General features: G+C 52.4%; 21 protein-coding genes. 16 read left to right on the forward strand and 5 right to left on the reverse strand.

What is annotated here, in order from left to right; genetic code table 11:
• Positions 1 to 108: 108 nt before the first annotated feature.
• Genes KJS57_RS14570 through KJS57_RS14580 form a run of 3 tightly spaced genes read right to left on the reverse strand, consistent with a single transcriptional unit; the run spans position 109 to position 4,651 of the window.
• Positions 109 to 1,227 carry a sugar ABC transporter substrate-binding protein gene (locus KJS57_RS14570; protein ID WP_244861554.1) on the reverse strand — a complete coding sequence of 373 codons (1,119 nt, stop codon included), beginning with the start codon at positions 1,225 to 1,227 and terminating at the stop codon, positions 109 to 111.
• Positions 1,202 to 2,848, reverse strand: coding sequence for a response regulator (locus KJS57_RS14575; RefSeq protein ID WP_213655372.1), 1,647 nt, complete (start codon positions 2,846 to 2,848; stop codon positions 1,202 to 1,204). Before KJS57_RS14575 ends, KJS57_RS14570 begins: the two co-directional genes overlap by 26 nt.
• A gap of 3 nt (positions 2,849 to 2,851) precedes the next feature.
• Positions 2,852 to 4,651 (reverse strand): sensor histidine kinase, encoded by a 1,800-nt coding sequence (locus tag KJS57_RS14580; protein ID WP_213655373.1) that lies wholly within the window; start codon positions 4,649 to 4,651, stop codon positions 2,852 to 2,854.
• A gap of 273 nt (positions 4,652 to 4,924) precedes the next feature.
• Here KJS57_RS14580 and KJS57_RS14585 point away from each other — a divergent pair, with 273 nt between their 5' ends.
• The 7 genes from KJS57_RS14585 (at position 4,925) to KJS57_RS14615 (ending at position 13,141) form a co-directional block, all read left to right on the forward strand.
• Positions 4,925 to 5,983: an ABC transporter substrate-binding protein gene (locus KJS57_RS14585; RefSeq protein WP_211021554.1), complete on the forward strand. Its 1,059-nt coding sequence runs from the start codon at positions 4,925 to 4,927 to the stop codon at positions 5,981 to 5,983.
• Between the two features lie 122 nt (positions 5,984 to 6,105).
• Positions 6,106 to 7,638: a sugar ABC transporter ATP-binding protein gene (locus KJS57_RS14590; protein WP_213655374.1), complete on the forward strand. Its 1,533-nt coding sequence runs from the start codon at positions 6,106 to 6,108 to the stop codon at positions 7,636 to 7,638.
• Positions 7,635 to 8,666, forward strand: coding sequence for an ABC transporter permease (locus KJS57_RS14595; RefSeq protein WP_213655375.1), 1,032 nt, complete (start codon positions 7,635 to 7,637; stop codon positions 8,664 to 8,666). The genes KJS57_RS14590 and KJS57_RS14595 overlap by 4 nt, the downstream gene beginning before the upstream one ends.
• Positions 8,659 to 9,627, forward strand: coding sequence for a galactofuranose ABC transporter, permease protein YjfF (yjfF, locus tag KJS57_RS14600; RefSeq protein ID WP_213655376.1), 969 nt, complete (start codon positions 8,659 to 8,661; stop codon positions 9,625 to 9,627). The genes KJS57_RS14595 and yjfF overlap by 8 nt, the downstream gene beginning before the upstream one ends.
• Positions 9,628 to 10,241: 614 nt before the next feature.
• Entirely contained in the window at positions 10,242 to 11,417 is a 1,176-nt protein-coding gene (locus KJS57_RS14605) for an ABC transporter substrate-binding protein (protein WP_244861555.1), read from the forward strand.
• A gap of 70 nt (positions 11,418 to 11,487) precedes the next feature.
• Entirely contained in the window at positions 11,488 to 12,438 is a 951-nt protein-coding gene (locus KJS57_RS14610; RefSeq protein WP_213655378.1) for a LacI family DNA-binding transcriptional regulator, read from the forward strand.
• Positions 12,439 to 12,520: 82 nt separating this feature from the next.
• Entirely contained in the window at positions 12,521 to 13,141 is a 621-nt protein-coding gene (locus tag KJS57_RS14615; RefSeq protein ID WP_213655379.1) for an HAD family hydrolase, read from the forward strand.
• Between the two features lie 58 nt (positions 13,142 to 13,199).
• Here the strand turns inward: KJS57_RS14615 and KJS57_RS14620 are convergent, their stop codons facing one another.
• Positions 13,200 to 13,397, reverse strand: a complete 198-nt coding sequence (locus KJS57_RS14620; RefSeq protein ID WP_211021561.1) for a helix-turn-helix transcriptional regulator — start codon at positions 13,395 to 13,397, stop codon at positions 13,200 to 13,202.
• Positions 13,398 to 13,420: 23 nt separating this feature from the next.
• Entirely contained in the window at positions 13,421 to 13,954 is a 534-nt protein-coding gene (locus KJS57_RS14625; protein WP_244861557.1) for a DUF6773 family protein, read from the reverse strand.
• Positions 13,955 to 14,176: 222 nt separating this feature from the next.
• Between KJS57_RS14625 and KJS57_RS14630 the strand changes: the two genes are divergently transcribed.
• The 9 genes from KJS57_RS14630 to KJS57_RS14670 all read left to right on the forward strand — a co-directional run bounded on the left by KJS57_RS14630 (position 14,177) and on the right by KJS57_RS14670 (position 22,410).
• Positions 14,177 to 14,938 (forward strand): SDR family NAD(P)-dependent oxidoreductase, encoded by a 762-nt coding sequence (locus KJS57_RS14630; RefSeq protein WP_211022150.1) that lies wholly within the window; start codon positions 14,177 to 14,179, stop codon positions 14,936 to 14,938.
• A 233-nt stretch (positions 14,939 to 15,171) separates the two neighbouring features.
• Positions 15,172 to 15,789, forward strand: a complete 618-nt coding sequence (locus KJS57_RS14635; RefSeq protein ID WP_213655380.1) for a helix-turn-helix domain-containing protein — start codon at positions 15,172 to 15,174, stop codon at positions 15,787 to 15,789.
• A gap of 1,075 nt (positions 15,790 to 16,864) precedes the next feature.
• Entirely contained in the window at positions 16,865 to 17,902 is a 1,038-nt protein-coding gene (locus KJS57_RS14640) for a radical SAM/SPASM domain-containing protein (RefSeq protein WP_213655381.1), read from the forward strand.
• Between the two features lie 12 nt (positions 17,903 to 17,914).
• Entirely contained in the window at positions 17,915 to 18,205 is a 291-nt protein-coding gene (locus KJS57_RS14645; RefSeq protein ID WP_213655382.1) for a hypothetical protein, read from the forward strand.
• 31 nt (positions 18,206 to 18,236) lie between these two features.
• Positions 18,237 to 18,380 carry a hypothetical protein gene (locus KJS57_RS14650; protein ID WP_211021566.1) on the forward strand — a complete coding sequence of 48 codons (144 nt, stop codon included), beginning with the start codon at positions 18,237 to 18,239 and terminating at the stop codon, positions 18,378 to 18,380.
• A 71-nt stretch (positions 18,381 to 18,451) separates the two neighbouring features.
• Positions 18,452 to 19,702 (forward strand): M16 family metallopeptidase, encoded by a 1,251-nt coding sequence (locus tag KJS57_RS14655; RefSeq protein WP_213655383.1) that lies wholly within the window; start codon positions 18,452 to 18,454, stop codon positions 19,700 to 19,702.
• Positions 19,703 to 19,717: 15 nt separating this feature from the next.
• A complete protein-coding gene (locus KJS57_RS14660; RefSeq protein WP_213655384.1) occupies positions 19,718 to 20,989 on the forward strand; it encodes a M16 family metallopeptidase in 1,272 nt (423 codons plus the stop codon).
• Positions 20,990 to 21,006: 17 nt separating this feature from the next.
• Positions 21,007 to 22,053 carry a radical SAM/SPASM domain-containing protein gene (locus KJS57_RS14665; protein ID WP_213655385.1) on the forward strand — a complete coding sequence of 349 codons (1,047 nt, stop codon included), beginning with the start codon at positions 21,007 to 21,009 and terminating at the stop codon, positions 22,051 to 22,053.
• Positions 22,054 to 22,098: 45 nt separating this feature from the next.
• Positions 22,099 to 22,410: a YciI family protein gene (locus KJS57_RS14670; protein WP_244861558.1), complete on the forward strand. Its 312-nt coding sequence runs from the start codon at positions 22,099 to 22,101 to the stop codon at positions 22,408 to 22,410.

Raw genomic sequence — 22,410 nt, forward strand, 5'->3', positions numbered from 1 at the left:
CATCCAACACACCCAGCCTCGCCGAACAACCCAACCCTACTCAGAGCCCGGCCCTATTCGTCCAGCCCCCTAATTACTTCGTCCTCTCGCACCTCACCGCTCCTCCCCTTAGGGAGCGGAGCTATTGATGACCACCTTGCCGGTATCGGTGAAAGGGGGGACGGTTTCGCCCCGGGCCGCTTGCAGGAGATGGTCGATCAGGAGTCGGCCCCAGCTTTCCTCGTTCTGAGAGAGAACCGAGGTGATCTGGCCGTTGCGCAGGCTCTCTTTCATTTCGGGCGTCATGTTGAAGGCGGCGGCGTAGCGGTTCAGGCCTTTGGCTTTCCAGACCAGGACCGAATTGGAGCTGGAGATGAGGTCTACGGATACCAAGGCATCAAAATGCGGATGAGCATCAATCATGGCTTCAAGGTCGGTTAGCGCTTTGTCGCTGTCGCCTTCGTTATGCCGGACTTCAAGCACTTGAATGCGGGTTTCGTCACGCAGATAATCCAGAAGTCCTTGAAGGCGCCTCTGATGAAGCTCCATCCGCTGCACGCCGGATTCCACCAGAATCATGCCCTTGTTTTTTGTCATTTGCTTGATGATTTTGCCCATTTGAACCCCGGCATCGACGTTATCCGTACCGATGTAGGATGACCGCTTGCTGTTCGGTACGTCCGATTCGAAGCAGATGACGGGGATACCGGCTTGAACCGCCTTATCGATCACAGGGCCCAGCGCTGATGAATCGATAGGCGAGATGGCGATAGCGTCCACTTTTTGCTGGATCATCGTCTCCATCATATGGATTTGCTGCTCCAGGTTTACGACTTCCGGCGCTTTGACGACCAGCCGGACCCTCTCCGGGGAAGCGGCTTCTTCCGTCAAGCGGGTGATCTCTTCATAAAAAGGATGCGCCATCGGGTAAATGATGCCGAAGGTATATAGCGGCGTCTGGTCCATGGACGCTTCCGAAGGAGACTCGGATAAGCGAGCCGAGTTGGCGGCCGGAGTGGCGACTGATCCTGGGAGGCCTTTAGAAGATAACCTTAACTCCGTTTCCGAAGTTATGCCTCCTCCTGTCCCAGAGCCTCCACCAGAAGAACCCGACGTATGCATCGTTATCTGCTTCCCTTCGGAAGCAGACTGCCCTTGGCATCCAGCCAACGCTATCGTCAATGCGACGATCAGTCCCAAAGCCAAGCCAAATAACTTGAAATTACGCAAAAAACGAAGCGCGTTCATCTTGCTCTCCTTCCGCCAGACCGAAAGACACCGCGGCCGTAGACGATGCGCCTTGCTTGCGGAATTCCGTCGTCGTCATCCCGGTGACCCGCTTGAACAGGTTGGAAAAATAATGCGGATCGCTATAACCGACCTGAAAGGCAATTTCATAGGTTTTGGCTTGAGTAGATTGAAGCAGCTCCATCGCTTTATTGATGCGTGTCTGCGTCAGGAACTCGATAAACGTCTGTCCCGTTTCCTGACTGAATATTTTGCTGAGATGGCTGGGACTCATGTTGATGGATTCAGCGGCATCCTGCAGTGAAATATGGTCCTTATCGTAATTGGACGTAATGTATTCCTTAACCCGGAGCAGCAGATGAGCATAGCGGTCGGAAGAATGAGAACGCCAATGCCAGAATTGCTCTACCAGCCGGATTAAATAATGACAAGCCTCACCCCAGTTGCGGATCGATTCGATCGATTGCTGAAAATCAACAAGCCGTTGTCCGTCAGCTTCAGATCCCCGGTACCATTCCTCGGCGGTTTTAAATACCTCGAGCGTAAGATCGTTTAATAGATAATAGCCGGTGAGCGAAGCGTTCCAGTCGATCGGAGCAAGCGCGGAAGCAAACTCGGGAATGAATGATTCCAACTGACGGGGAGTTCCGATTTTGAGAAACCGGATAAACGCCTGACGGTCTAGGAAAATGCTGTGATGGATCGAACTCCGGGTCGCTTCCAGCAAATTCTTCCGATTTTGCCGTGAGAGGCGCTGCCAGTGAAGACCTTCCTCCGCCTCCAGAAAAGAAAGATGAATCCCCTGAAGGCGCTCTTGCGCCGATCCGATTCCAAGGGATATCTCACAGTAATGAGACTCTGTCTCAAGCTTGTTCTGCATCTCCCGGAATGGCCGCAGGAAAAGCTCCAACGTTTCCTTGTTGTCGCCTTTTACGATCCAGACCGTCTTCGTGAGACTGGAGCGGTATTCCAAAATTTGCTCGCGTCCGTCTTCGACATACTGTTTCAGCGCCGATAAAGGGACATCCAGATCATGACTATTCTCCGGGGAAAGACGCAGATCCATAAGGACGACGGCATACCAGCGTGCCACCAGCCGGAGGGATAAGGCCTCCGCGGTTTGGATCGCCTCCGTCGTTGACAGCAGCCCCCCGCACAAATCGTTAAGCAGCTTTTGCCGGGAAAGTTCGGTTTTCTCGTGCTCCCGCTGCATCAGGCCCGCCAACTGTTCTTTTTCGCTTCGTTCCTTGTCGATTTTGTCGCTAACCCGGCGAAGCAGCCTCATCAGATCCGAGGAGCTGATCGGTTTGAGACAATATTCCACGACACCCATGCTGAGCGCCTTCCTTGCATATTCAAACTCCCCGTGCCCGCTTAAAATAATGATTTTCACGTCGGGCATCCTGCTGCGTACGATTTTGCTCAACTCAAGCCCGTTCATGAACGGCATCTTGATATCCGTGATCAGAATATCGGGCTGCATCTGCTCGATCATCGGAAGGGCCACTTCGCCGTCAGAGGCGTCTCCCAAATACTGAAACCCTTCCCGTTCCCAATGAATGCAGTCCCGAATCGTTTCTCTGATGAGAATTTCATCGTCGACGAGCAGTACTTTCTTCATCCGTTAATCCCCCGCTTTCATCGGAATTGAAATGGTTACGATCGTACCCTCTTGCGGAACGCTGTCGATCCGCACCCCGTATTGATCTCCGTAAAAAAGCTTGATCCGCTGATGCACATTATGGAGCCCGAATCCGCCCGACACCTCTTCTCCGGTTTCCGCAGGCATCCGGCGGTTAAGCAAATTGCGCTGCAGCTGCTCCAATTTCTCGGGTGTCATTCCGCAGCCATTGTCCCGGACTGTGAGCAGGAGCTCGTTCGTTTCCGTCTTCCTGGCGCTGACCTTGATCAGTCCTTTGCCGCGTTTGTTTTTGATACCGTGGTAAAGCGCATTTTCTACGATTGGCTGTAGCGTCATTTTGAGGACAGAACAAGACCGTAGCTCCGGGTCCGTTTCGATTTCATAATCGAGAATGTCGCGGTACCTCATTTGCTGGATGACCAGATAGCTATGCACATGCTCGATTTCTTTTTCCAGCGTGATCCAGTCCCGTCCTTTGCTGAGGCTGATCCGGAACAGCCGGGAGAGCGATTCCACGAGGGTGATGACCCGGTCGTTTTTTCCCGCTTCCGCCATCCAGAGAATCGAATCCAGCGTATTGTAAAGAAAATGAGGGTTGATTTGGGCTTGCAGCGCCCGTAGCTCCGCCTTTTTGATTTCCTCCTGCTCCCGTATGTTTTGTTCGAGCAGGCTTTTTATTTTTCCAAGCATAATGTTGAAGCTTCGTCCCAGATCGGCGATTTCATCCTTGCCCGACGGCGTGACCTTCGATTCGAGAAAACCGGACGCCGCAAGCTTCATTTTATTCTTCAGGAGCTTCAGCGGACGAGTGAGCCGGGAGGATATGAAGAAATGCAGCGATACGGCAAAAAGAATGCTGAGCGCCACACTGACGATAATGAGCTGACGGATCGAATCGGCCTCTTTGACGATTTCTTGCAAAGGAACCTGACCGATGATTTTCCATCCGGTGGCTTGTGAGGAAGAAGCGAAAATGAACTTCGGGACGCCCTTCGATTTATCGACGTAACTGCTCAAAGTGCCGGAGGCCAAGGAGGCGAGCATGTCGCTATCCGGAAGAATGTTGTCCCGGTCCAGCCGGGAAGGGGTGAATATCGGACGGCCGCTGGCATCGATTACATAAAAAAATCCCGTTTCGCCAATGATCACCTCGTCGCAAAACCGGCCCACCTCGGAATCGTCCAAGTCAATAATGATAAAGCCGATTACCTCATGCGTAATCCTTTGTTTTACGGCAGCCATAATGGAGATCCCCGGCTTTTCCTGCAAACCGTCCACCCGGTCCAGCGGCTGAGAGTCAAGCGGAGGAATGTTGAGCACGGAATCAGGGTGGTTGATCAAATAGGTGAAGTGAGGATTGCGCAGCGGATTTTTGTCGAGTTGGAAGACGCCGCGCCGTTCGCTGATGCCCCGTCCGTACAAATTGATCATCGTAATGTTGAGAACGCTCTCATATTTGTAGGTTTGGCGGTACGAATCTATCGTTCTCAAAATCTCTTTGGCATCTTCATAGGTATCATTTTGCGAATATAGAAAATGGAGCACTCTCGGGTGACTCCCGAGTTCCAGCAATTTGCCGCTGTCGATGAACAGGGTTTCCAGGTTTTGAGCCAGCTGGTCTGCGGTGAGCACGGCGCTGGCTTTACTATTTTCATAAACGGTATTGTACGATTTCTGATAAGAAACCAACCCGATTCCAATTAACGGGATGACGGTTAAGCACAGGAACATCATCAACAGCTTGGCGCGCAGGCTGGAGGAGATCCAGTTGATCAGTTTCATCGGACGTCTGCCTTTCGAAGGAGGATGTCGGCATCGGCAATGCAAAACCTTCTCTTTTGTTCCAAATTATGAAGGATCGCCTATGAAAACGCAATCATTAATAAAAAATTGAACTATTGGCGCAAAAAAACAAACCAAGATCATGTTCTGTAAGAAAATCCGCCCAAAAAAGGCCATCGACAAGCGATGAAACTCCGTATCCTCCTAAATTGGAAGCGTTTTATAATCGAGTCACGCCAGGCTATGGTGAACCAAAAAAGGGGAGGAAACAAGATGAATTCATTTAGAAGATCGGGCCTGATCCTGGCCGCTTCATTGATGCTGCTGTTCTCGGCAGCTTGCGGCGGGGGGAACGGGGCTGGAGGAAATGACAAGGAGCCTGCAAACGGGGGAAATCAGGTAAAGCAAACCAATGCGGAGAGCAATGGGGAGCAAAAGGATACGTCATCCAATAAGAAAATCACGCTCGGATTCTCGCAGGTAGGAGCCGAAAGCGGCTGGAGAACGGCCAACACGAAATCGGTCCAGGATTCGGCCAAAGAAGCCGGATTTGACCTGAAATTCTCCGACGCGCAGCAAAAGCAAGAGAACCAGATCAAAGCCCTTCGTACATTCATTCAGCAAAAAGTGGATGTCATCGCCTTTTCTCCGGTCGTGGAGTCCGGTTGGGACACCGTGTTGAAAGAAGCGAAGGATGCGGGCATCCCGGTCATTTTGACCGACCGTGCCGTAGATTCGGCCGACACCTCGCTGTATGAAACGTTCATCGGTTCCGACTTCGTTGAAGAAGGACGCCGTGCCGGCCAATGGCTAGTGGATCAATATAAGGATTCCACGGAAGAAATTAATATCGTTGAACTGCAAGGGACGACAGGGTCCGCGCCAGCCATCGACCGGCAAAAGGGCTTTGCCGAGGTGATTGCGTCGAATCCGAATCTGAAGGTGATCGCATCGCAAACCGGCGATTTCACTCGGGCCAAAGGTAAAGAAGTTATGCAGGCGTTCCTGAAGGCTAATAAGAAGATCGACGTGCTGTATGCACATAACGACGACATGGGTCTTGGAGCGATTCAGGCCATTGAAGCGGCCGGACTTAAGCCGGGCGTAGACATCAAGATTATTACTGTCGATGGAGTAAAAGACGGATTCGTTGCAGCCAGCGAAGGCAAAATCAATTTTATCGTGGAATGTAATCCGCTGCTCGGTCCGCAATTGATGCAAGCGGTGCAGGATGTGGTTGACGGCAAGGAAGTGGAGAAGCGGATCGTTACGGAAGAAGGCGTATTTACTTCCGAGGATGCGAAACGGGAACTGCCGAATCGCCAATATTAAGAAATTGTTTGTTCGAAATGGTTCTGCATTAAGATATGGCAAGTAACAGGAGGAGGGCAGCTTCGCGCGGGCGTTTGGGCTTCGCCGGGGCTGCCTGTTCTCTTGGAGGGGAGAAGAGCAGAATGAAGGAACTGCAACCGATATTGCAAATGACCGGGATTCAAAAGCAGTTTCCCGGAGTGAAAGCCTTGAGCGGAGTGGATTTTCGTCTGTTTCCCGGAGAGGTGCATGCCTTGATGGGCGAAAATGGAGCGGGCAAGTCGACGCTGATCAAAGTGCTTACCGGCGTCTATACCGCCGATCAGGGAAGCGTGGAGATGGAAGGACATGCCATTGCGGTGCACAGTCCCCAAGAAGCGCAGCGGGCGGGGATCAGCACCGTATACCAGGAGGTGAATCTGTGCCCGAATCTGTCCGTCGCGGAGAATATTTATATCGGCAACGAACCCTGCCGCTTGGGCCGGATTCGCTGGAAAGAAATGAACCGGAATGCCGAACGGCTGCTGCAGGAAAGGCTTCATCTTCAGATCGACGTGACCCAGCCTCTGGAATCCTATTCGGTGGCGGTGCAGCAGTTGATTGCGATCGCCAGGGCGCTCAGCATATCCGCCAAGGTACTGATTCTGGATGAACCGACTTCCAGCTTGGATCAAAGCGAGGTCCGGCAGTTGTTTGACATCATGAGAAAGCTGAAGCAGGATGGGCTGGCCATTCTGTTCGTCACACATTTTCTGGATCAGGTGTATGAGGTTTCGGATCGGATTACGATTTTGCGGGGCGGAGAATTCGTCGGGGAATACCTCGCTGCGGACTTGCCGAGAATCGAGCTGGTCTCGAAGATGATCGGTAAAGAGCTGGTGATGCTGGAGAAGCTTGAGACGCTATCGAATGAGTCGGACAGCAACGATAAGAAGGATGACGTCGTAATGCTGGAAGCGGAAGGGCTTGGCCGGCAGGGTGCGATTGAGCCGTTCGACTTGCGGATCCATCAGGGGGAAATTCTCGGCCTGGCCGGACTGCTGGGCTCGGGGCGAACCGAAATGGCCCGGCTGTTCTTCGGGGCGGACCGGCCGGACAAGGGCAGTCTCCGTTTAGCGGGAAGCGGTGCCGGGAGTATTCATACGCCAAGGCAGGCGATCGATCAGGGCATCGCCTTTTGTTCCGAGAACCGGAAGACGGAAGGTATTATCGACGACTTGACGGTTCGGGAGAATATCGTGTTGGCGCTGCAGGCCTCCAAAGGCTGGTTCCGGAGAATCCCGCGCAAACGGCAGGAGGAGATTGCGGAGGAGTATATTTCCTTGCTGAACATTAATCCGCGGGACTCGGAGCAACTGATCCGTCATCTCAGCGGTGGGAATCAGCAAAAGGTACTACTCGCCCGCTGGCTGCTGACGGAGCCGAAGCTGCTCATCCTGGATGAGCCGACCCGGGGGATCGACATCGGGGCGAAGGCGGAAATCCAGAAGCTGGTGCTCTCACTTGCGCAGAAGGGAATGTCGGTCATCTTTATTTCTTCCGAGCTCGAAGAAGTGCTGCGGGTGAGTCATCGGATCGCCGTGTTGAGAGATCGCAGGAAGGTGAAGGAAATGACGGGAACGGAAATGAACCAGCAGCTGGTGATGCAGGCGATTGCAGGAGGGGATAAGGGATGATGAAGCATCGTTTGTTTTGGCCATTGATGGTGCTTGTGGTGTTATTGTTATTTAATTTGATCTATTCGCCGGATTTTTTCTCCATTAAAATGCGGGATGGCCACCTGTACGGTAGCCTGATTGATATATTGAACTTTGGCTCACCGCTCATTCTGGTAGCGATCGGCATGACACTGGTGATCGCTACCGGCGGGATCGACCTGTCTGTCGGTTCGGTCGTGGCGATCACGGGAGCGATGGCCTGTCTCAGCATCAGCCGCGCAAACGATCAAAACGGCCTGGTCGCCGTGCTTGGAGCGGTAGGCATTGCGCTTGTTTTATCGGCTGCGCTCGGCCTTTGGAACGGATTTCTCGTGGCCCGCATCGGCATACAACCGATTATCGCCACTTTAATCCTGATGGTGGCCGGACGGGGCATCGCTCAATTGATTACGAACGGGCAGATCATTACTGTACTCAGCCCGAAATATCAGTACATCGGGGCCGGCTCGCTGCTGACGCTGCCGTTTTCGATCTTTATCGTCGCGGCGATGTTCGTGATCGCCTCGCTGCTCACCCGGAAGACCGCGCTCGGGCTGTTTATTGAAGCGGTCGGCTGTAAGCCGACGGCCAGCCGGCTCGCGGGTGTCCGCTCCCGGACGGTAATGCTGGCCGTGTACATGTTCTGCGGCTTGTGCGCAGGCATCGCCGGGCTGCTTCTCAGCTCCAACGTTTCCAGCGCTGATGGCAACAATGCCGGGCTCTGGTATGAGCTCGACGCGATTCTGGCCGTTGTCATCGGAGGGACCTCCCTGACCGGCGGGCGCTTCTATCTCGCGGGTACGCTGGTCGGTGCGTTAATCATTCAGACGTTGACGACTACGATCTACATGGTGGGCGTTCCGCCGGAAATTACGCTGGTGGTTAAAGCGTTGGTCGTGCTGGCCGTCTGCCTGGTTCAGTCCGAGAAGTTCCGCGGGTTGCTGCGCGGTAGGCCGAAGGCCGGTCCTTTGCAAACCGCGAATCCGGAGGTGAAACGCCATGCTTAAACGACAGTACATTCCGCTCTGGGTAACGATCGGCCTGTTTCTGTTGATCTTTATCGTCGGTTCCTTCCGCTATACGGGTTTCTTTTCGATGCAGGTGCTGCTTAACCTGTTGATCGACAACGCCTTCCTACTGATCGCGGCTGTCGGCATGACCTTCGTGATCGTTTCAGGTGGAATCGACTTGTCCGTAGGCTCTATGATCGCTTTGACGACGATGGTATCCGCGAGCCTGCTGCAGCAAGGCTGGCCGCCAATGATCGTTATCCTGCTCGTCTTGATCATCGGCGTATTGTTCGGAACCGCCATGGGGGCGATTATCCATTACTTTAACATCCAGCCGTTCATCGTAACTTTGGCGGGGATGTTTCTCGCACGGGGGCTCTGCTATGTCATCAGCATTAACACGATAACGATCGATAATGCTTTTTACACGTCGGTTGCTCAGACGAAAATCAAACTGCCGGGCGGAAGCTTCATTTCGATCAGCGTCCTGATCGCGCTGGCCGTGGTAGCTATGGGCATCTATCTGGCCCACTATACGAAATTCGGTCGCAACACCTACGCCGTCGGCGGCAGCGAGCCGTCCTCGATGTTAATGGGATTGCCCGTGGCCCGCACGAAAATGATGGTGTTCGGCTTTAGCGGCTTCTGCTCTGCGCTGGCGGGCATCGTGTTTACCTTCTACATGCTGTCCGGCTACGGACTGCATGCCAACGGCATGGAGCTCGACGTTATCGCGGCGGTCGTGATCGGAGGAACACTCCTCACCGGCGGCGTCGGATACGTGGTGGGCACCTTCTTCGGCGTCCTGATCCAAGGCGTCATTCAGACGATCATCAGCTTTGAAGGGACGCTCAGCTCCTGGTGGACGCGGATCGTGATCGGCGTGCTGCTGCTGCTGTTCATCCTGCTGCAAAGGCTGCTGGGCGAGCGCCGCCTGACGGGGCGAAGCTCGGGGTGAGGATGGAAGTTTGCGCTAAGTTGGCTAAATATGGGGAGATACTGGCGCAAAGTATAGGCTAGATTTGAGGAAATTGGGGTAAGTATGGATTCGGAATAAGGTAGGTATGGGCGGATATAGGCAATGGGTGGATTAGGAATAGGCTGATTTCGGCAATGTCTGGTCGAGGGTGCTAGGTATGGATTCCAAGGTATTCAATCGATGATTGGATATTATCCAATGAAATTAGCTCGAAACTAAGGAATCCCTTCGTTGATTGGACTTTTTCCAATGACCGGAGCCAAGATTCCCCCAAAACACCTCTCTTCGGTGATTCTCATTGGAAATTATCCAATGAAAATCCACTTAGCTGCCCTTTTCCATTATTCTTATTGGAAAAATTCCAATGAGACTTACAAATAGGGAACTGCAACAGCCTGGGGAAATCGACTAAGGGTGAATATTGGTGGCAACGACCAATCCGGTCCTGGTCAACCCCGACCGAGCTCTACGGATACCCCGGTTTACCGATAGAAAAAACCTGATGCTCCAGTCTCAGGTTTTTTCGCTCTTTTCTCCAAGGCTGGCTTGTGGTAAGAATGGCTTATAGATACTTGATCAGGGAGGCGAGCGGCTTGAGCGAACAGAACCCGAAGCAATATATAGAGCATTATTCAATACTATTCACAACGCAATCCCAAGCGCATTCCCATAAGCCTTCCATAACGCAACATACTAGACGTTTCCAAGTACATATCCTGCTTCCTCTTTTTACGCTGCTCATATTGGCTGGATTTGCCATTTTGGCGGGCTGCGAATCGCCGGGGACTCCGGCTTCACAGACAGGGGCCGGTACCGGCGGTGTCGATTCACCCCTTACTCCTACGGTCGGAACGGTGCCGGCGGAGGGGCAGCTCACTACGGGCAAACGGCAAATTGTGCTCGGTTTTTCTCAGCTTGGCACGGAGAGCGACTGGCGCAACGCCAACAGTCAATCGGTCAAGGAGGCGGCGGAGGAGGCGGGAATCGAGCTCATTTTTGAAAACGCGGAGCAGTCGCAAAAGAAGCAATTTGAAGCGGTCCGCGGCTTTATTTCCCGTAAGGTAGATGTGATTGCGATCGCCCCTGTCGTTCAATCGGGCTGGGATCCGATTCTGGATGAGGCGCAGCAGGCGGGGATTCCGGTCATTATTGTGGACCGGGCGGTTGATGTGGAAGACGCGTCGAAATATGTGACCCTCATCGGTTCGGATTTTTATGAAGAAGGGGAAAAAGCAGGGAAATTCCTGGTGGACAAAATGGCCGGGACGGAAGGGCCTGTCGGCATTGTGGAGTTGAAAGGGACAGCGGGCTCCACCCCCTCCATCGACCGGGGACGAGGGTTTGCGGATACGCTTCAGGGGCACGCCAAGTTTAAGGTGCTGCAGAGCGAATACGCCGATTTTACCCATGAGCAGGGAAGGGAAGTTATGAAATCGTTTCTGCAAGAGTTCGGAGACGGCATCGGGGTGTTGTATGCCCACAACGATGATATGGCGCTGGGCGCGATTGAAGCGATTGAAGCATACGGACTGAAGCCGGGGAAGGACATTGTAATTACTTCCGTGGACGGTACACGCAGGGCGCTGGAGAGCATGATCGCAGGCAAAATTAATGCAGTGGTGGAATGTAACCCGCTCCTGGGACCGAACCTGATGCAGGCGGTGAATGAATTGATGGAGGGACGCACGCTCCCGAAAAAAATCGTCACCCCGGAAAGCGTCTTTACCGAAGTGACCGCCGAATTGGAGGTAAACAACCGCAAATATTAGATATGGAGGGCACGGGGCGCTATACTATTTTCAGGAACCATTATAAATATCGTCTGGAGAGAGTAACCCTATGGCAAATATCCATGAAATCGCCAGGCTGGCCGGCGTATCCGTATCTACCGTCTCCCGTGTGCTGAACCATCACAAATATGTATCGGAAGAAAAGCGGACCGCGGTCCTGAAAGTCATTGAAGAAATGAACTACACACCCAACCGGAATGCCGTCGATTTAATCCGCGGAGAGACGAAGAAAATCGGGGTCATTATCCCCTATACGAATAATCAGGCATTCGATCAACTTTTGCACGGGGTGCTCAACCGGTCCGTGGAGAACGATTACGCAATCATGGTGCTGCCCACCAAATATAATCCGGATAAAGAAATCGAACACTTATTTATGCTGAAAAATAAATTGCTGGACGCCATCATCATCACGTCGCGGGCCAACCCTTGGGAGAATATCCTTCCTTTTACCGAGTACGGATCGGTGATTTCCTGCGAATATACGGAACATCCGGAAATCGGCTGCTCTTATATGGACCGGTACGCCGCGTATCTTGAAGTTTTTCAATTGTTAAAAAAGATGGGGCACCGGAACATCGCCTTTACCACCGCACGGGGCACCGAAAGCGTCAGCACCCGTCAAACGATTGCGGCCTATGAGAAGGTGTTCGGACAGTTTGATCCGGTTTACCGGCAGTCCGATTGCTTCAGCTTTGAAGACGGAATGGCGGCGGGCCAGCGGCTGCTCGGAATAAATCCGAGACCGACGGCAATATATGCGAACGGGGATGAGGTTGCCGGCGGAATCTACAAGTATGCCAGATCGGTTGGCTTGAGTATCCCGGAAGATCTGGCCATTATCGGGCAAGAAAATCAGCCGGTCGGCGTCGGACTCGACATTTCTACCTTAGATCATCAACTGGTTAAGGTCGGGGAACAAGCTTTTGATCTGGCCATGATCAAATCCAAAGCCAAAGTGGAGACGCCTTATAAAATGATCCTTCGCTCCTCTATTTAGGGATTGACCTGAAATCCATTTCATCTTTTATGCTGGAATAGGTTTGAAGGAAGGCATACCAATAGCGGGAGGATGAGAAAAGATGTACACATCTATTATTTATGACGTTGACGGTACTTTGATCGATACGGAACACGCTGTTCTGGGATCGCTGCAAAAAATGCTGTCCCTCGATTACGGGATCGAGATGGATACGCAGGATCTGAGGTTTGTCCTGGGCATCCCGGGAGCTGTAGCGTTACCCAGACTCGGTATCATCAACATTGAAGAGGCTAATGACCGCTGGAACCGTTACATGAAGGATTTCTATTCCACCATGAGCGTATTTGACGGGATTTCTCAAGTGCTGAGGACGCTGAGTCAAAGGGATTTTAAACAGGGAATCGTAACTTCCAAAACGGGCGAGGAATTGAGAGATGACTTTATACCGTTCGGGCTGATGGAGTATTTACCCTACAAGGTCTGCGCCGAGGATACTGAACAACATAAACCCAATCCTGAGCCTTTGCTAAAATATTTGGAGATTTCAGGTTCGGATCCTAAAAGCTCCATTTATATCGGTGATACGATCTATGATTGCGAATGCGCCAGAGATGCGGGAGTTGATTTTGCCCTGGCTCTGTGGGGGTGTAACAATCACGAGTCTATTCCAGCTAAATATAAATTGATCCGGCCCGAGAGCCTACTGGAACTCCTGGTTTAATTGCAGGAATTCGTAGGCCTCAGGCCTTTTTTTATGCGTTGGGAGGGTTAATCCCGCTTTAATCTTCTTCCCAGAACAGATCATTTAACGTCCTGGACAGTGCCTTGCAGATAGCGACGCATAAACTGAGAGACGGGTTGTACTTGCCGAGTTCGATAAGACCGATCGTTTGCCGGGACACGCCCACCAGCTGGGCCAATTCATCCTGGGACAGATCTTTTTCTACCCGGGCCATCTTTAACTTGAGATTTTTCATAAGGCTATATCCGATCCCTTTCTTCAAGAATCCAGCAGATCATCATCGGAGGCTTTTTTGCTTGCTTTGTTAGCTAAGGAGTGAGAGACGGCAAGAAAGCCGATAAAGAACGGCAGATAGATCATGAGCGAAGCCATAAAGACAATGAAGAAATACCAGGCTTGGTTCAAGAAGGTGCCGTCTGCGTACAGAATCGCACTGCGGATGCCGAAGAACAAGGAGATCGCAAGGCCGATGCCGAGGCCGGTCAAAATATTTTTGAGACTGTAGGACATTTTACTCCGGTTATCGTGAGCCTCGACCTCGTCAGAATAGATCCCGAGCATGACGGTACGGATCGTGTAATACAGATTGCCCGCCGACACAATCACGAGTTCGGTTATAAAGGACTCCCAACCGCTCTGGAATACCAGCACTTTCAAGAATAAGGAAAGATTGCATATGACCATTACCACCAAGTAGGACTCTTTGAAAATTTTGTTTCTAAGATGGAGAATGCGCTCATCGACCAGCTTGTTTTTGGCGAATAACTTCATCGTGATCAAAACCCCTTTCATGGGTATAATTCCTTTTTTGAAGGTTATGGTTGAATTATAATAATATAATCACCAAAATGCAATATATATATTGCAAAATAGTTAATAAAAGTTGCAGTGTTCATTACGCGAAGAGAAGATGCCCAACTAATGCGGCAGGAATCCAAGGGTTTTTGCAGAATTGAAATAATGGAGCATCATAACCCTGTAACAATACAGGCTTGAGAGGAGACCATGGCAGTGTTGAATATCGACTTAACGGGAAAAATCGCGCTGATTACCGGAGCCACAGGACAGCTTGGCAGAATCATGACCCGGACATTGGCTCAGTGCGGAGCGAAAGTAGCCATCCATTATATGAGCAACGCAGGAAAAGCACGCGAATTGCTTCAAGAGATTGAAGAAGCCGGTGGACAAGCCATGATCGTCCAAGGCGACATTACGAAAAAAGAGCAGATCGAGAACATGAAGGCACAGATTCGCGAGCAGCTTGGCGATCCCGATATCGTGGTTGCGAATGCCGTTGTGCAATACGGATGGACTTCCGTTTTGGAACAGTCGCCGGAAGATTATGTGAGCCAGTTTGAATCCTGCGTCATGCAGAACGTATTTTTGGCCAAAGCTTTTATTCCGGGGATGATCGACAAAGGTTGGGGACGAATGATCGGGATCAATACCGAGTGCGCTATGCAAAACTTCCCGAGCCAATCCGCCTATACGGCAGGCAAACGGGGGATGGACGGCGTGTATCGCGTCTTGGCCAAGGAGGTAGGCGCGCATCAAATTACCGTAAACCAGGTTGCTCCGGGATGGACGATCAGCGAAAAAGATCGCGGTGCACACGACCTGAATGACGCCGCTTATGTGGAACAGGTACCTCTGAAGCGCAGAGGTGAGGATCAGGATATCGCGAATGCGGTCGCTTTTTTGGCATCCGATCTGGCCGGATTTATTACCGGGGCTTACATTCCGGTCAATGGCGGAAACGTAATGCCTGCGATCTGATCCAACTAAAATGACATAAAATTGTAAAGAATCTTTGACTTCCGTATCGGCGGGAGTTCAAAGGTTCTTTTTTTGTTGGAAATTTTGCAGGTGCCAGCATTCGACAAAATCACCTTATTTCCACCTCTTCCTTATATAGTAAAAAATTGCTATCATGAAGCAAATATAGGATTTGGCCAAGCCAATACTGTCGGAAACCATTAAAGAGCGGGATCAACGTGAGGAGTGAGAATATGATAAACTCTGCCAGCCAAGAGGAACAGCTCAGGGACTCAGTTGTCTGGATCAAGAAATTGTCGAATTCCGCTTTTGAGATCGATTCGAAGGGAATCATCCTAGCCTGGAATGGGGGGATGGAGCAGTTGACCGGGATTGGAGCCGCCAAAACACTTGGCATGCCGTGCAGAGAACTTTCCTTGTTTTGCGATGCCCAGGGCCGCTGCGTTTGCGATCAGGATTGTCCGATCCATCAAGCGGCTAAAACGATGGGAAGTTATCTGGGAAAGCGCCATGTCTATTTGAATGCTCGCAACCGGGCGATCCCTGTATCCAAAACAGTATTTATCAGCCGAGGATCGGAGTCGACGGACCGGGTGGTTCATGTGGTGTTGGAGCGAGTGCAGGAGATGTGGCCGTCTTTCGGGCTCACCCCTAGCGAGATGCGGGTTTTAAGGTATATGTGTCAAGGGTATTCGACGGAAGAAATTGCTACCGGCATGAACATCACCTATAACACGGTACGCACTCATATTCGCAATGTGCTTAGCAAACTTGGTGTTCACAAAAGGATGGAGGCCGTTTCCATGGCCATGGGGGAATATGCCAAGCTGCCTTTGGAAAGAGAAGGGTAGAGTTAAGGCTGCTGGAAAAGGAACCTAAGCTGAATATTGCTTTATCACACTGCCGCGGCGCTTGGTATGATTTTTAGGGTGTACTCTAGCTGCGAGGTGTTTTAAATATCTCGCTGTGTTTTTAACCGCTAGATATGCTTTATACGTAGAGATGTGCTTTAAACGTGAGACGTACTTCGAACATAGCGATGTGCTTTTAAACATGGGATATGCTTTACCCATGAAATGCGCTTTAAACATGAGATATGCTTTAACCACGAGATGCGCCTTAACCAAGAGATGTGCTTTAACCGTCTGTGTGTTGTGGTCGCATGACCTTTTTGCCACAGCCTTAATTCTAACGGACACAGGAGCCGTTAAACGTAACAAATCCGGACTTTTGAACCGCTAACGGACACAGGTGACCTTAATCGCTCAAATTGAGTCAGAAATTGGCCGATTTAGCGTATTTAAGGTCTTTGGTGTCCGTTAGAATTCAAAGAGAGCAATTTTGGGCATTTTAACGTCCGTGGTGTCCGTTAGAAATACATGGGATAGTCCGACGCTACACCAAGTAACTAGTTTTTGGATATCGCCCCCGTAACACCATCCTTCACTCAACTGATCATGTTACCACCTAGCTCCATCAAACCTTCGCCTCGCACCTTATCCCCTCGCACATTCCCGCATACCTCCATCAAACCTTTGCCTCGCACATTCCCGCATACCTCCGTCAAACCTTTGCCTAGCACCTTATCACATATCTCCATCAAACTTTCTTCTCGCACCTTACCGCATACCTCCGCCAAACGTCCTCTTACCGTTTTTAATTACCTCTCACGCCCACCATATCTTCTTCCCACAATATAACCCCCATGGAACTCCCCCATTTCGTTTTCGCATATTCATCCGTTCTTCCGGCATATTCCGTTTTCGCCTATTCTTTCGTTCTCCCCGTAACATTTTGATTTGCGATTTTTCACTCCTATCTACTTCAAATGGACGATGAGCGGAAAAAGAAGGTGTGTTACTTTGAAATCAGCTGGATCAGGGTTGGAGAAATATGGCAGTCATCTGACGGAAGGAGGATAAGTGTGTGAGTGTGCTTGCAACGATTCAAGACGAATTCAAAGCCCCTTTCTACCTGGTATGGGAAATTACGCTACGGTGCAATGCCAAGTGCGTGCATTGCTATTCCGGAGCCGGACTGGCTCATCCCATGGAGTTTTCGACGGAGGAGGCGTTGTCCGTAGTCGATCAGCTTGCGGACGCCGGTGTTTTGATTTTGGGATTGTCCGGAGGGGAGGCGCTGCTACGCCCCGACTGGATGCAGATCGCTTCACGCGCAAGCGGTCGCGGCATGATGGTGTCTGTCGGAACGAACGGTGCCGTCATCAACGACACGATGTGCGGAAAACTGAAGCAAGCGGGAATCCAGAGCGTTTGCGTCAGCATCGACGGTGCAACGGCGGAGGTGCATGAACAGGTCCGCGGAGTACCGGGATTGTTCAACAAAGCGGTAGAGGCCGTGGCATGCCTGGTACGCAACGGAATCAGCGTGACCGTAGGTTATACGCCGACGAAGCTGAATTTCCGGGACGGCAGAAACGTAGTGAAGCTGGCGGCGGAGCTGGGAGCCAACGGCGCGAATCTGTCGGAATTTATACCGACGGGCCGGGGAGACCGCGATTTGGCTCTATCGCCGGAGGAATTAAAAGGCGTGATCGAGGAATGGATCGAGATGCAGGAGGAATATGCCGGCAGAATGAAAATCTACTGGCACGACTGCCGGGTCGCTTTGATGCTGCCTCCAAAAGAAGGCGCCATGTACATCGGCTGCGGAGCCGGCCGGGTAACGGCGAGAATTACGGTGGAAGGCAATGTGACCCCATGCGTAACACTGCCGATGGCGGCGGGAAACTTGAGGGAATCTACGTTTGACGAGATATGGAATCATTCCCCGCTGCTTGCCGGTATTCGCGACCGCAAGTCCAAAACCGAGGGGAATTGCGGAACTTGCGAGCACAAATTTGTTTGCGGCGGCTGCCGCTCGGCCTCGCTGGCCTATTATGGAGACCCGGCGCTCGGCGATCCGTATTGCTGGATCGTACCGGAAACCGCCGCGGCATTATAGGAGGAAACCGTGATGAGTATTATCAACTCGAACAGTGTAGTCAGCCGCACTCCGGGGGTTGTTACCCGGAAAGAGGAAAACCGGAAATTCATCGTATACAATCCCGCGACGGATGAAATTCATTTGCTGCAGCCCGTGGCCCATGCCATTTTGAAATTATGCGAATATTCCTGCGAGGTTGATAAGCTGGCGTCGATCGCTTCCGAAGAAATACCCGCTTTAGGCTGTGAAGAAGGAAAGATGGCGGTCTGGAAGCTTTTGGAGCGACTGGAGCAACGGAAACTGGTTACGATTTCGAACTAATCCTCTCTCGGCTGGGAAAGGAGGTGAGATCATGGAACAAAATAAAGAATTGCTGCTGGAAACGGCTAGGGCTTCATTATCCGAAATGAAAGAATGCGACCTGCTTTCGGCTGTGGACTACATGGATATTGTGGATTTGGGCGAGCTGTCGCTGATTGCCTGGCGGGTAATCTGACCGGCGGAAGGAAGGGACCTTTCTTCACAGGGAGGTCCTTTTGTCTCCATCTATTTCAAGGAGCGATGGCCATGGAAAATAGCGGCTTATTTTTGCGGCGGTTGACTAACGGATTATCTGTAATCGCGATGCCGCAAGCAGATGTAGAAACCGTTTCGGTCGGTTTGCTGACAGGCGCCGGCGCGAGACTGGAAGAACCGTGGGAACTGGGCAGTTCAAGGATTCTTGAATATTGGATTTGGGACGGCCTTTCCACCGAACTGGCCGATCTGGGAATCCATAAAAAGTCCGCTCCGAACATAGAGTGGACCCGATATTGGGTCACGGCTCTCGCTCCGTATTTTGCGCAGACGCTGCGGACGTTGCTTCAAGCGGTATCAGCACCGGGCTTGCAGGAGCGTTCCTTTGCCGCGTTTCGATCTCTGGCGGCTCATCAGGCCGCGGCCCGCGAAAATGAGCCTCAGGCATGTACGGCCGATTTGCTCAGACAAGCCATGGGCGGTACGCAGCCGATTTCCAGGTCGGCGTATGGCCGAAGCGACGGTTACGGCATTTTGGACCCCGGGACTGTCCGAAACGTTTACGAGCGGTTGTATCAGCCGGCTAATTGCGTACTCGCTATTGTCGGGAACTACTCAGAAGATCATTTAGAAAAACTGCTGGATGATTGCCAAAATAATTGGAAAGGTAGTACGTCTTCGGCCTGCTTCCCGTCCGAGCAAGCTCCCTTATGGACGCCGGGAATCATCGCCAAGGAACGAGATGCGAATCAAGCGTACCTGACGCTGGGGATTCCCGGTGTTCCGTATGACGATGCCGATTTTTTTCCGCTCGCTGTCCTGGTTCAGATTATCGGCGGTGGGGACGGATCCCGGCTGTATGAGGAAATCCGGCAGCGCCGGGGGCTCGTTTATCAGATTCGCAGCAGCCTTACTTCTTTCCGCGACGCCGGCCTGATGACCATTCAACTGGGTTCCCGGAAGGAGTCGGCGCTGGAGGCGCTGGAACAAATCATTCTGGAGCTGTGGCGTCTTGAACGCGATGGAGTGACGGAACGGGAAGTGCAATCCGCCAAAAACCAATTGATCAAGCAGATGGTGATGCGTTCAGAAAGTACGGTTGCCCGGATGAATACTTTGCTTACCTCGGGTTGGTATCCCAAATATCCGAGTACGCTGGAGGCTATGCGCCGATCGATTGAAGGAGTGACGACAGGGGCGGTCTCGGAGGCGATCTCAAGGCATGCGCTGACGAATTCCCTAGGTATTGCCAGCATTGGCCCGTTGGCGGCAAGCGATCTTAAGGCGGGAGCGATTCATTGAGGAGGAGATTCCATCATGGAGCAACGATCGGTTACGCTGCCGAATAATCTTCGGGTATTGCTGCACCGGATGCCTTCCATGGCAACGGTGTCGGTCTGTTTTTACGTTTTGAGCGGGGCCCGCGACGAGAGTCCAAATCAAGCGGGGGCCGCTCATATGCTGGAGCATATGCTGTTCCGGGGCTCCGAAGCATTTTCGGAGGAAGACATCCGGCGGGCGATGCGGGAAACCGGCTCGGACATGAACGCTTTTACGGCTTGGGAAGGGACATGCATATACGCCCGGATGCTGCCCGAGTATTTCGGCAGCCTGTTTCCGGTGCTGGCGGATATGGTGCGTCATCCCAAGCTGAATGCAGCCGACTATGAAGTGGAGCGAAGTGTGGTTCAGGAGGAATTGGCGAGGCAACTGGATGAGCCGCGCAGCGTAATGCTCCATGAGCTTCACCGGTTAAGCTTCGACGACAGGATAGGCGGCATCCTCATCGGCTCGAAGGAACAAATTAGAGATCTGGAACTTCAGGAGTTACGCGCTTTCCATCGAAGTCATTACGTCCCCGACAATACGCTCGTCATTATTACGGGCGCCTACGAAGAGAAACAGATTGATGAGGCGCTGACTTCGCTGGAGGATTGGCGGCCGGGCGCAGACGGTCTTCTGTCCGAAGCGGTCCGGCAAAAGCGAAGCATGGGAGGATCGATTGCCGGGCCGGAAAAGCGTACCTCCAAACTAATGGCCCCTCTTTTCCGCAAGGGCGCGGGAATTTGGGGATGGCGGCTTCCGCCGCTGCAAGGTGCGGATCATTATGCCGCCCATCTTTTGTGCACGCTGCTCGGCGACGACAATACGCTGGGCTCAAGATTTGAAACGGTGCTGGTGCGGGCGCGGATCGCGGAGCAGGCAAACGCGGTATATACCTCTTTTTCCGGAGGAGGCATGTTGAAAATTTACGGTACGTTTCCTGCAGAACAAGAGGAGAAGGTCCAGGGTATCGTGATGGATGAACTGAGGCGCTTGCATGAAGGAAAAGGGAATCCTGGCGAACTCCGGCGGGCTAAAAATAAAATCAAGACCCAACTCGCGGTAGATGCTTCCACTACGGATAGCAGAATGATCTCGATGGCGCAGGCCTGGCTTCCAGGGCGGGAGATGGTTCCCCTGCAGGAAGTACTGGAAAGGATCGACGCCTTGACGGATAGGCAGCTCACAAAACTGGCCGGCCGCCTGCTGGCAGAACCGCCATTCCGGGTGATTGCCGGACCGCCGGAACACGCGAAACTATCATAAAGAAGAGGAGGGGTTTCATGAGTCTCATACTCCGCTATCCGCTGCATATGGTCTGGGCGGTCACAAATCTCTGCAATGCCCACTGCGTTCACTGTTCCTCCAGCGCGGGCTGCCGCTTGCCCGGGGAGTTGGACACGAAAGAGGCTCTCGGTCTGATTGACCAACTGGCCGAATTGGGCGTCGTGGATTTGGCTCTGTCGGGTGGCGAGGCTCTGCTCAGGCCCGACATTGACGAACTGATTTCCCATGCGGTGAAAAGAAACATGCAGGTCGGACTCGGTACCAACGGCTGGTGGATTCAAAAGGAACGGGCGCATGAACTGAAGCGGCTCGGTTTGCACCGCGTCCAGATCAGTCTTGACGGACTGGGACCGGTCCATGATCAAGTGCGCGGTTTGCCGGGATTGTTCGAAAGGGCAACCGCAGCAATGCATGCCTGCCGGGAGGCGGGGCTGCAGACGCATGTTTGTTTTACTCCGCACCGGGACAATGTGCAGGATTTGGAGCATGTTATTCAATTCGCCTACGAGCAGGGCATTCATTTGTTCAATCTGTCCCAATTCGTCCCGGTCGGCCGGGGCAGCCAGGCCATGGATCTCTCGGCCGAGAAATGGAAGGAGATTGCCCGCCTTTGGGCGAAAAAACGCCGGGAGTATGCGGGCAGGATGAAGTTTACCAGCCATTTGGCGCAAATGGCTTTGGTCGATTCTTCGTTGGCGCGCCAGGAAGCATTCCGCGGCTGCCAGGCGGGGACGGGCCAGGGGTATATTGCCCCGGACGGCACGGTTACGCCTTGCGTGATGCTGCCGGTAGGCATCGGGAACGTGAAAGATAAGCCTTTCCGTGAAATATGGGACGAGTCCTCCGTCATCTCGGATTTACGCGATCGCAGCAACCTCGGGGGCAAATGCGGAAGTTGCCGGATCCGCGAGCGCTGCGGCGGTTGCCGGGGCGTGGCTTACGGTTATTATCAGACCCATATGGCGGAGGATCCGCATTGCTGGCTTCCTCCGGAGGCGGCCCAGGCAAAGGAGCGGATCGATAGCGGTCTTTTGGCCACGTGATCTTGAAGGCAAGCTCCAGAAAATTAAAAAAAGGAAGCGATCTTCATGTATTTAACCAGAGAAGAGGATATTCGTTACGTCATTTTGTTGTCCGTGATTCCCGGCAAGGAAATGTCGGAAGATTTGATCCGGGCTCATGTCGGGCATTTGAAGGAGCTGGACCGTCAAGGCAAGCTCGTGCTGTGCGGCCCGTTCACCGATTACCGAGGCGGGATGGTCATCATTAAGGCAGCCAGTTACGAAGAAGCAAAGGCGGTTGCCGAAAAAGACCCTTACGTGCAGGCCGGGGTGGAATCCTACGAGCTGAGAACGTGGGAATTATCCTGCGAAGGCAACAATCATATGGGAATGGGTTAA

The sequence above is a fragment of the Paenibacillus vini genome (assembly GCF_018403325.1).
Classification (GTDB): domain Bacteria; phylum Bacillota; class Bacilli; order Paenibacillales; family Paenibacillaceae; genus Fontibacillus; species Fontibacillus vini.

Coding starts and splice junctions, on each gene's coding strand:
- KJS57_RS14570 (WP_244861554.1), bottom strand. CDS start 1,227: ATGAACGCGCTTCGTTTTTTGCGTAATTTCAAGTTATTTGGCTTGGCT.
- KJS57_RS14575 (WP_213655372.1), bottom strand. CDS start 2,848: ATGAAGAAAGTACTGCTCGTCGACGATGAAATTCTCATCAGAGAAACG.
- KJS57_RS14580 (WP_213655373.1), bottom strand. CDS start 4,651: ATGAAACTGATCAACTGGATCTCCTCCAGCCTGCGCGCCAAGCTGTTG.
- KJS57_RS14585 (WP_211021554.1), top strand. CDS start 4,925: ATGAATTCATTTAGAAGATCGGGCCTGATCCTGGCCGCTTCATTGATG.
- KJS57_RS14590 (WP_213655374.1), top strand. CDS start 6,106: ATGAAGGAACTGCAACCGATATTGCAAATGACCGGGATTCAAAAGCAG.
- KJS57_RS14595 (WP_213655375.1), top strand. CDS start 7,635: ATGATGAAGCATCGTTTGTTTTGGCCATTGATGGTGCTTGTGGTGTTA.
- yjfF (WP_213655376.1), top strand. CDS start 8,659: ATGCTTAAACGACAGTACATTCCGCTCTGGGTAACGATCGGCCTGTTT.
- KJS57_RS14610 (WP_213655378.1), top strand. CDS start 11,488: ATGGCAAATATCCATGAAATCGCCAGGCTGGCCGGCGTATCCGTATCT.
- KJS57_RS14615 (WP_213655379.1), top strand. CDS start 12,521: ATGTACACATCTATTATTTATGACGTTGACGGTACTTTGATCGATACG.
- KJS57_RS14620 (WP_211021561.1), bottom strand. CDS start 13,397: ATGAAAAATCTCAAGTTAAAGATGGCCCGGGTAGAAAAAGATCTGTCC.
- KJS57_RS14625 (WP_244861557.1), bottom strand. CDS start 13,954: ATGAAAGGGGTTTTGATCACGATGAAGTTATTCGCCAAAAACAAGCTG.
- KJS57_RS14635 (WP_213655380.1), top strand. CDS start 15,172: ATGATAAACTCTGCCAGCCAAGAGGAACAGCTCAGGGACTCAGTTGTC.
- KJS57_RS14645 (WP_213655382.1), top strand. CDS start 17,915: ATGAGTATTATCAACTCGAACAGTGTAGTCAGCCGCACTCCGGGGGTT.
- KJS57_RS14650 (WP_211021566.1), top strand. CDS start 18,237: ATGGAACAAAATAAAGAATTGCTGCTGGAAACGGCTAGGGCTTCATTA.
- KJS57_RS14655 (WP_213655383.1), top strand. CDS start 18,452: ATGGAAAATAGCGGCTTATTTTTGCGGCGGTTGACTAACGGATTATCT.
- KJS57_RS14660 (WP_213655384.1), top strand. CDS start 19,718: ATGGAGCAACGATCGGTTACGCTGCCGAATAATCTTCGGGTATTGCTG.
- KJS57_RS14665 (WP_213655385.1), top strand. CDS start 21,007: ATGAGTCTCATACTCCGCTATCCGCTGCATATGGTCTGGGCGGTCACA.
- KJS57_RS14670 (WP_244861558.1), top strand. CDS start 22,099: ATGTATTTAACCAGAGAAGAGGATATTCGTTACGTCATTTTGTTGTCC.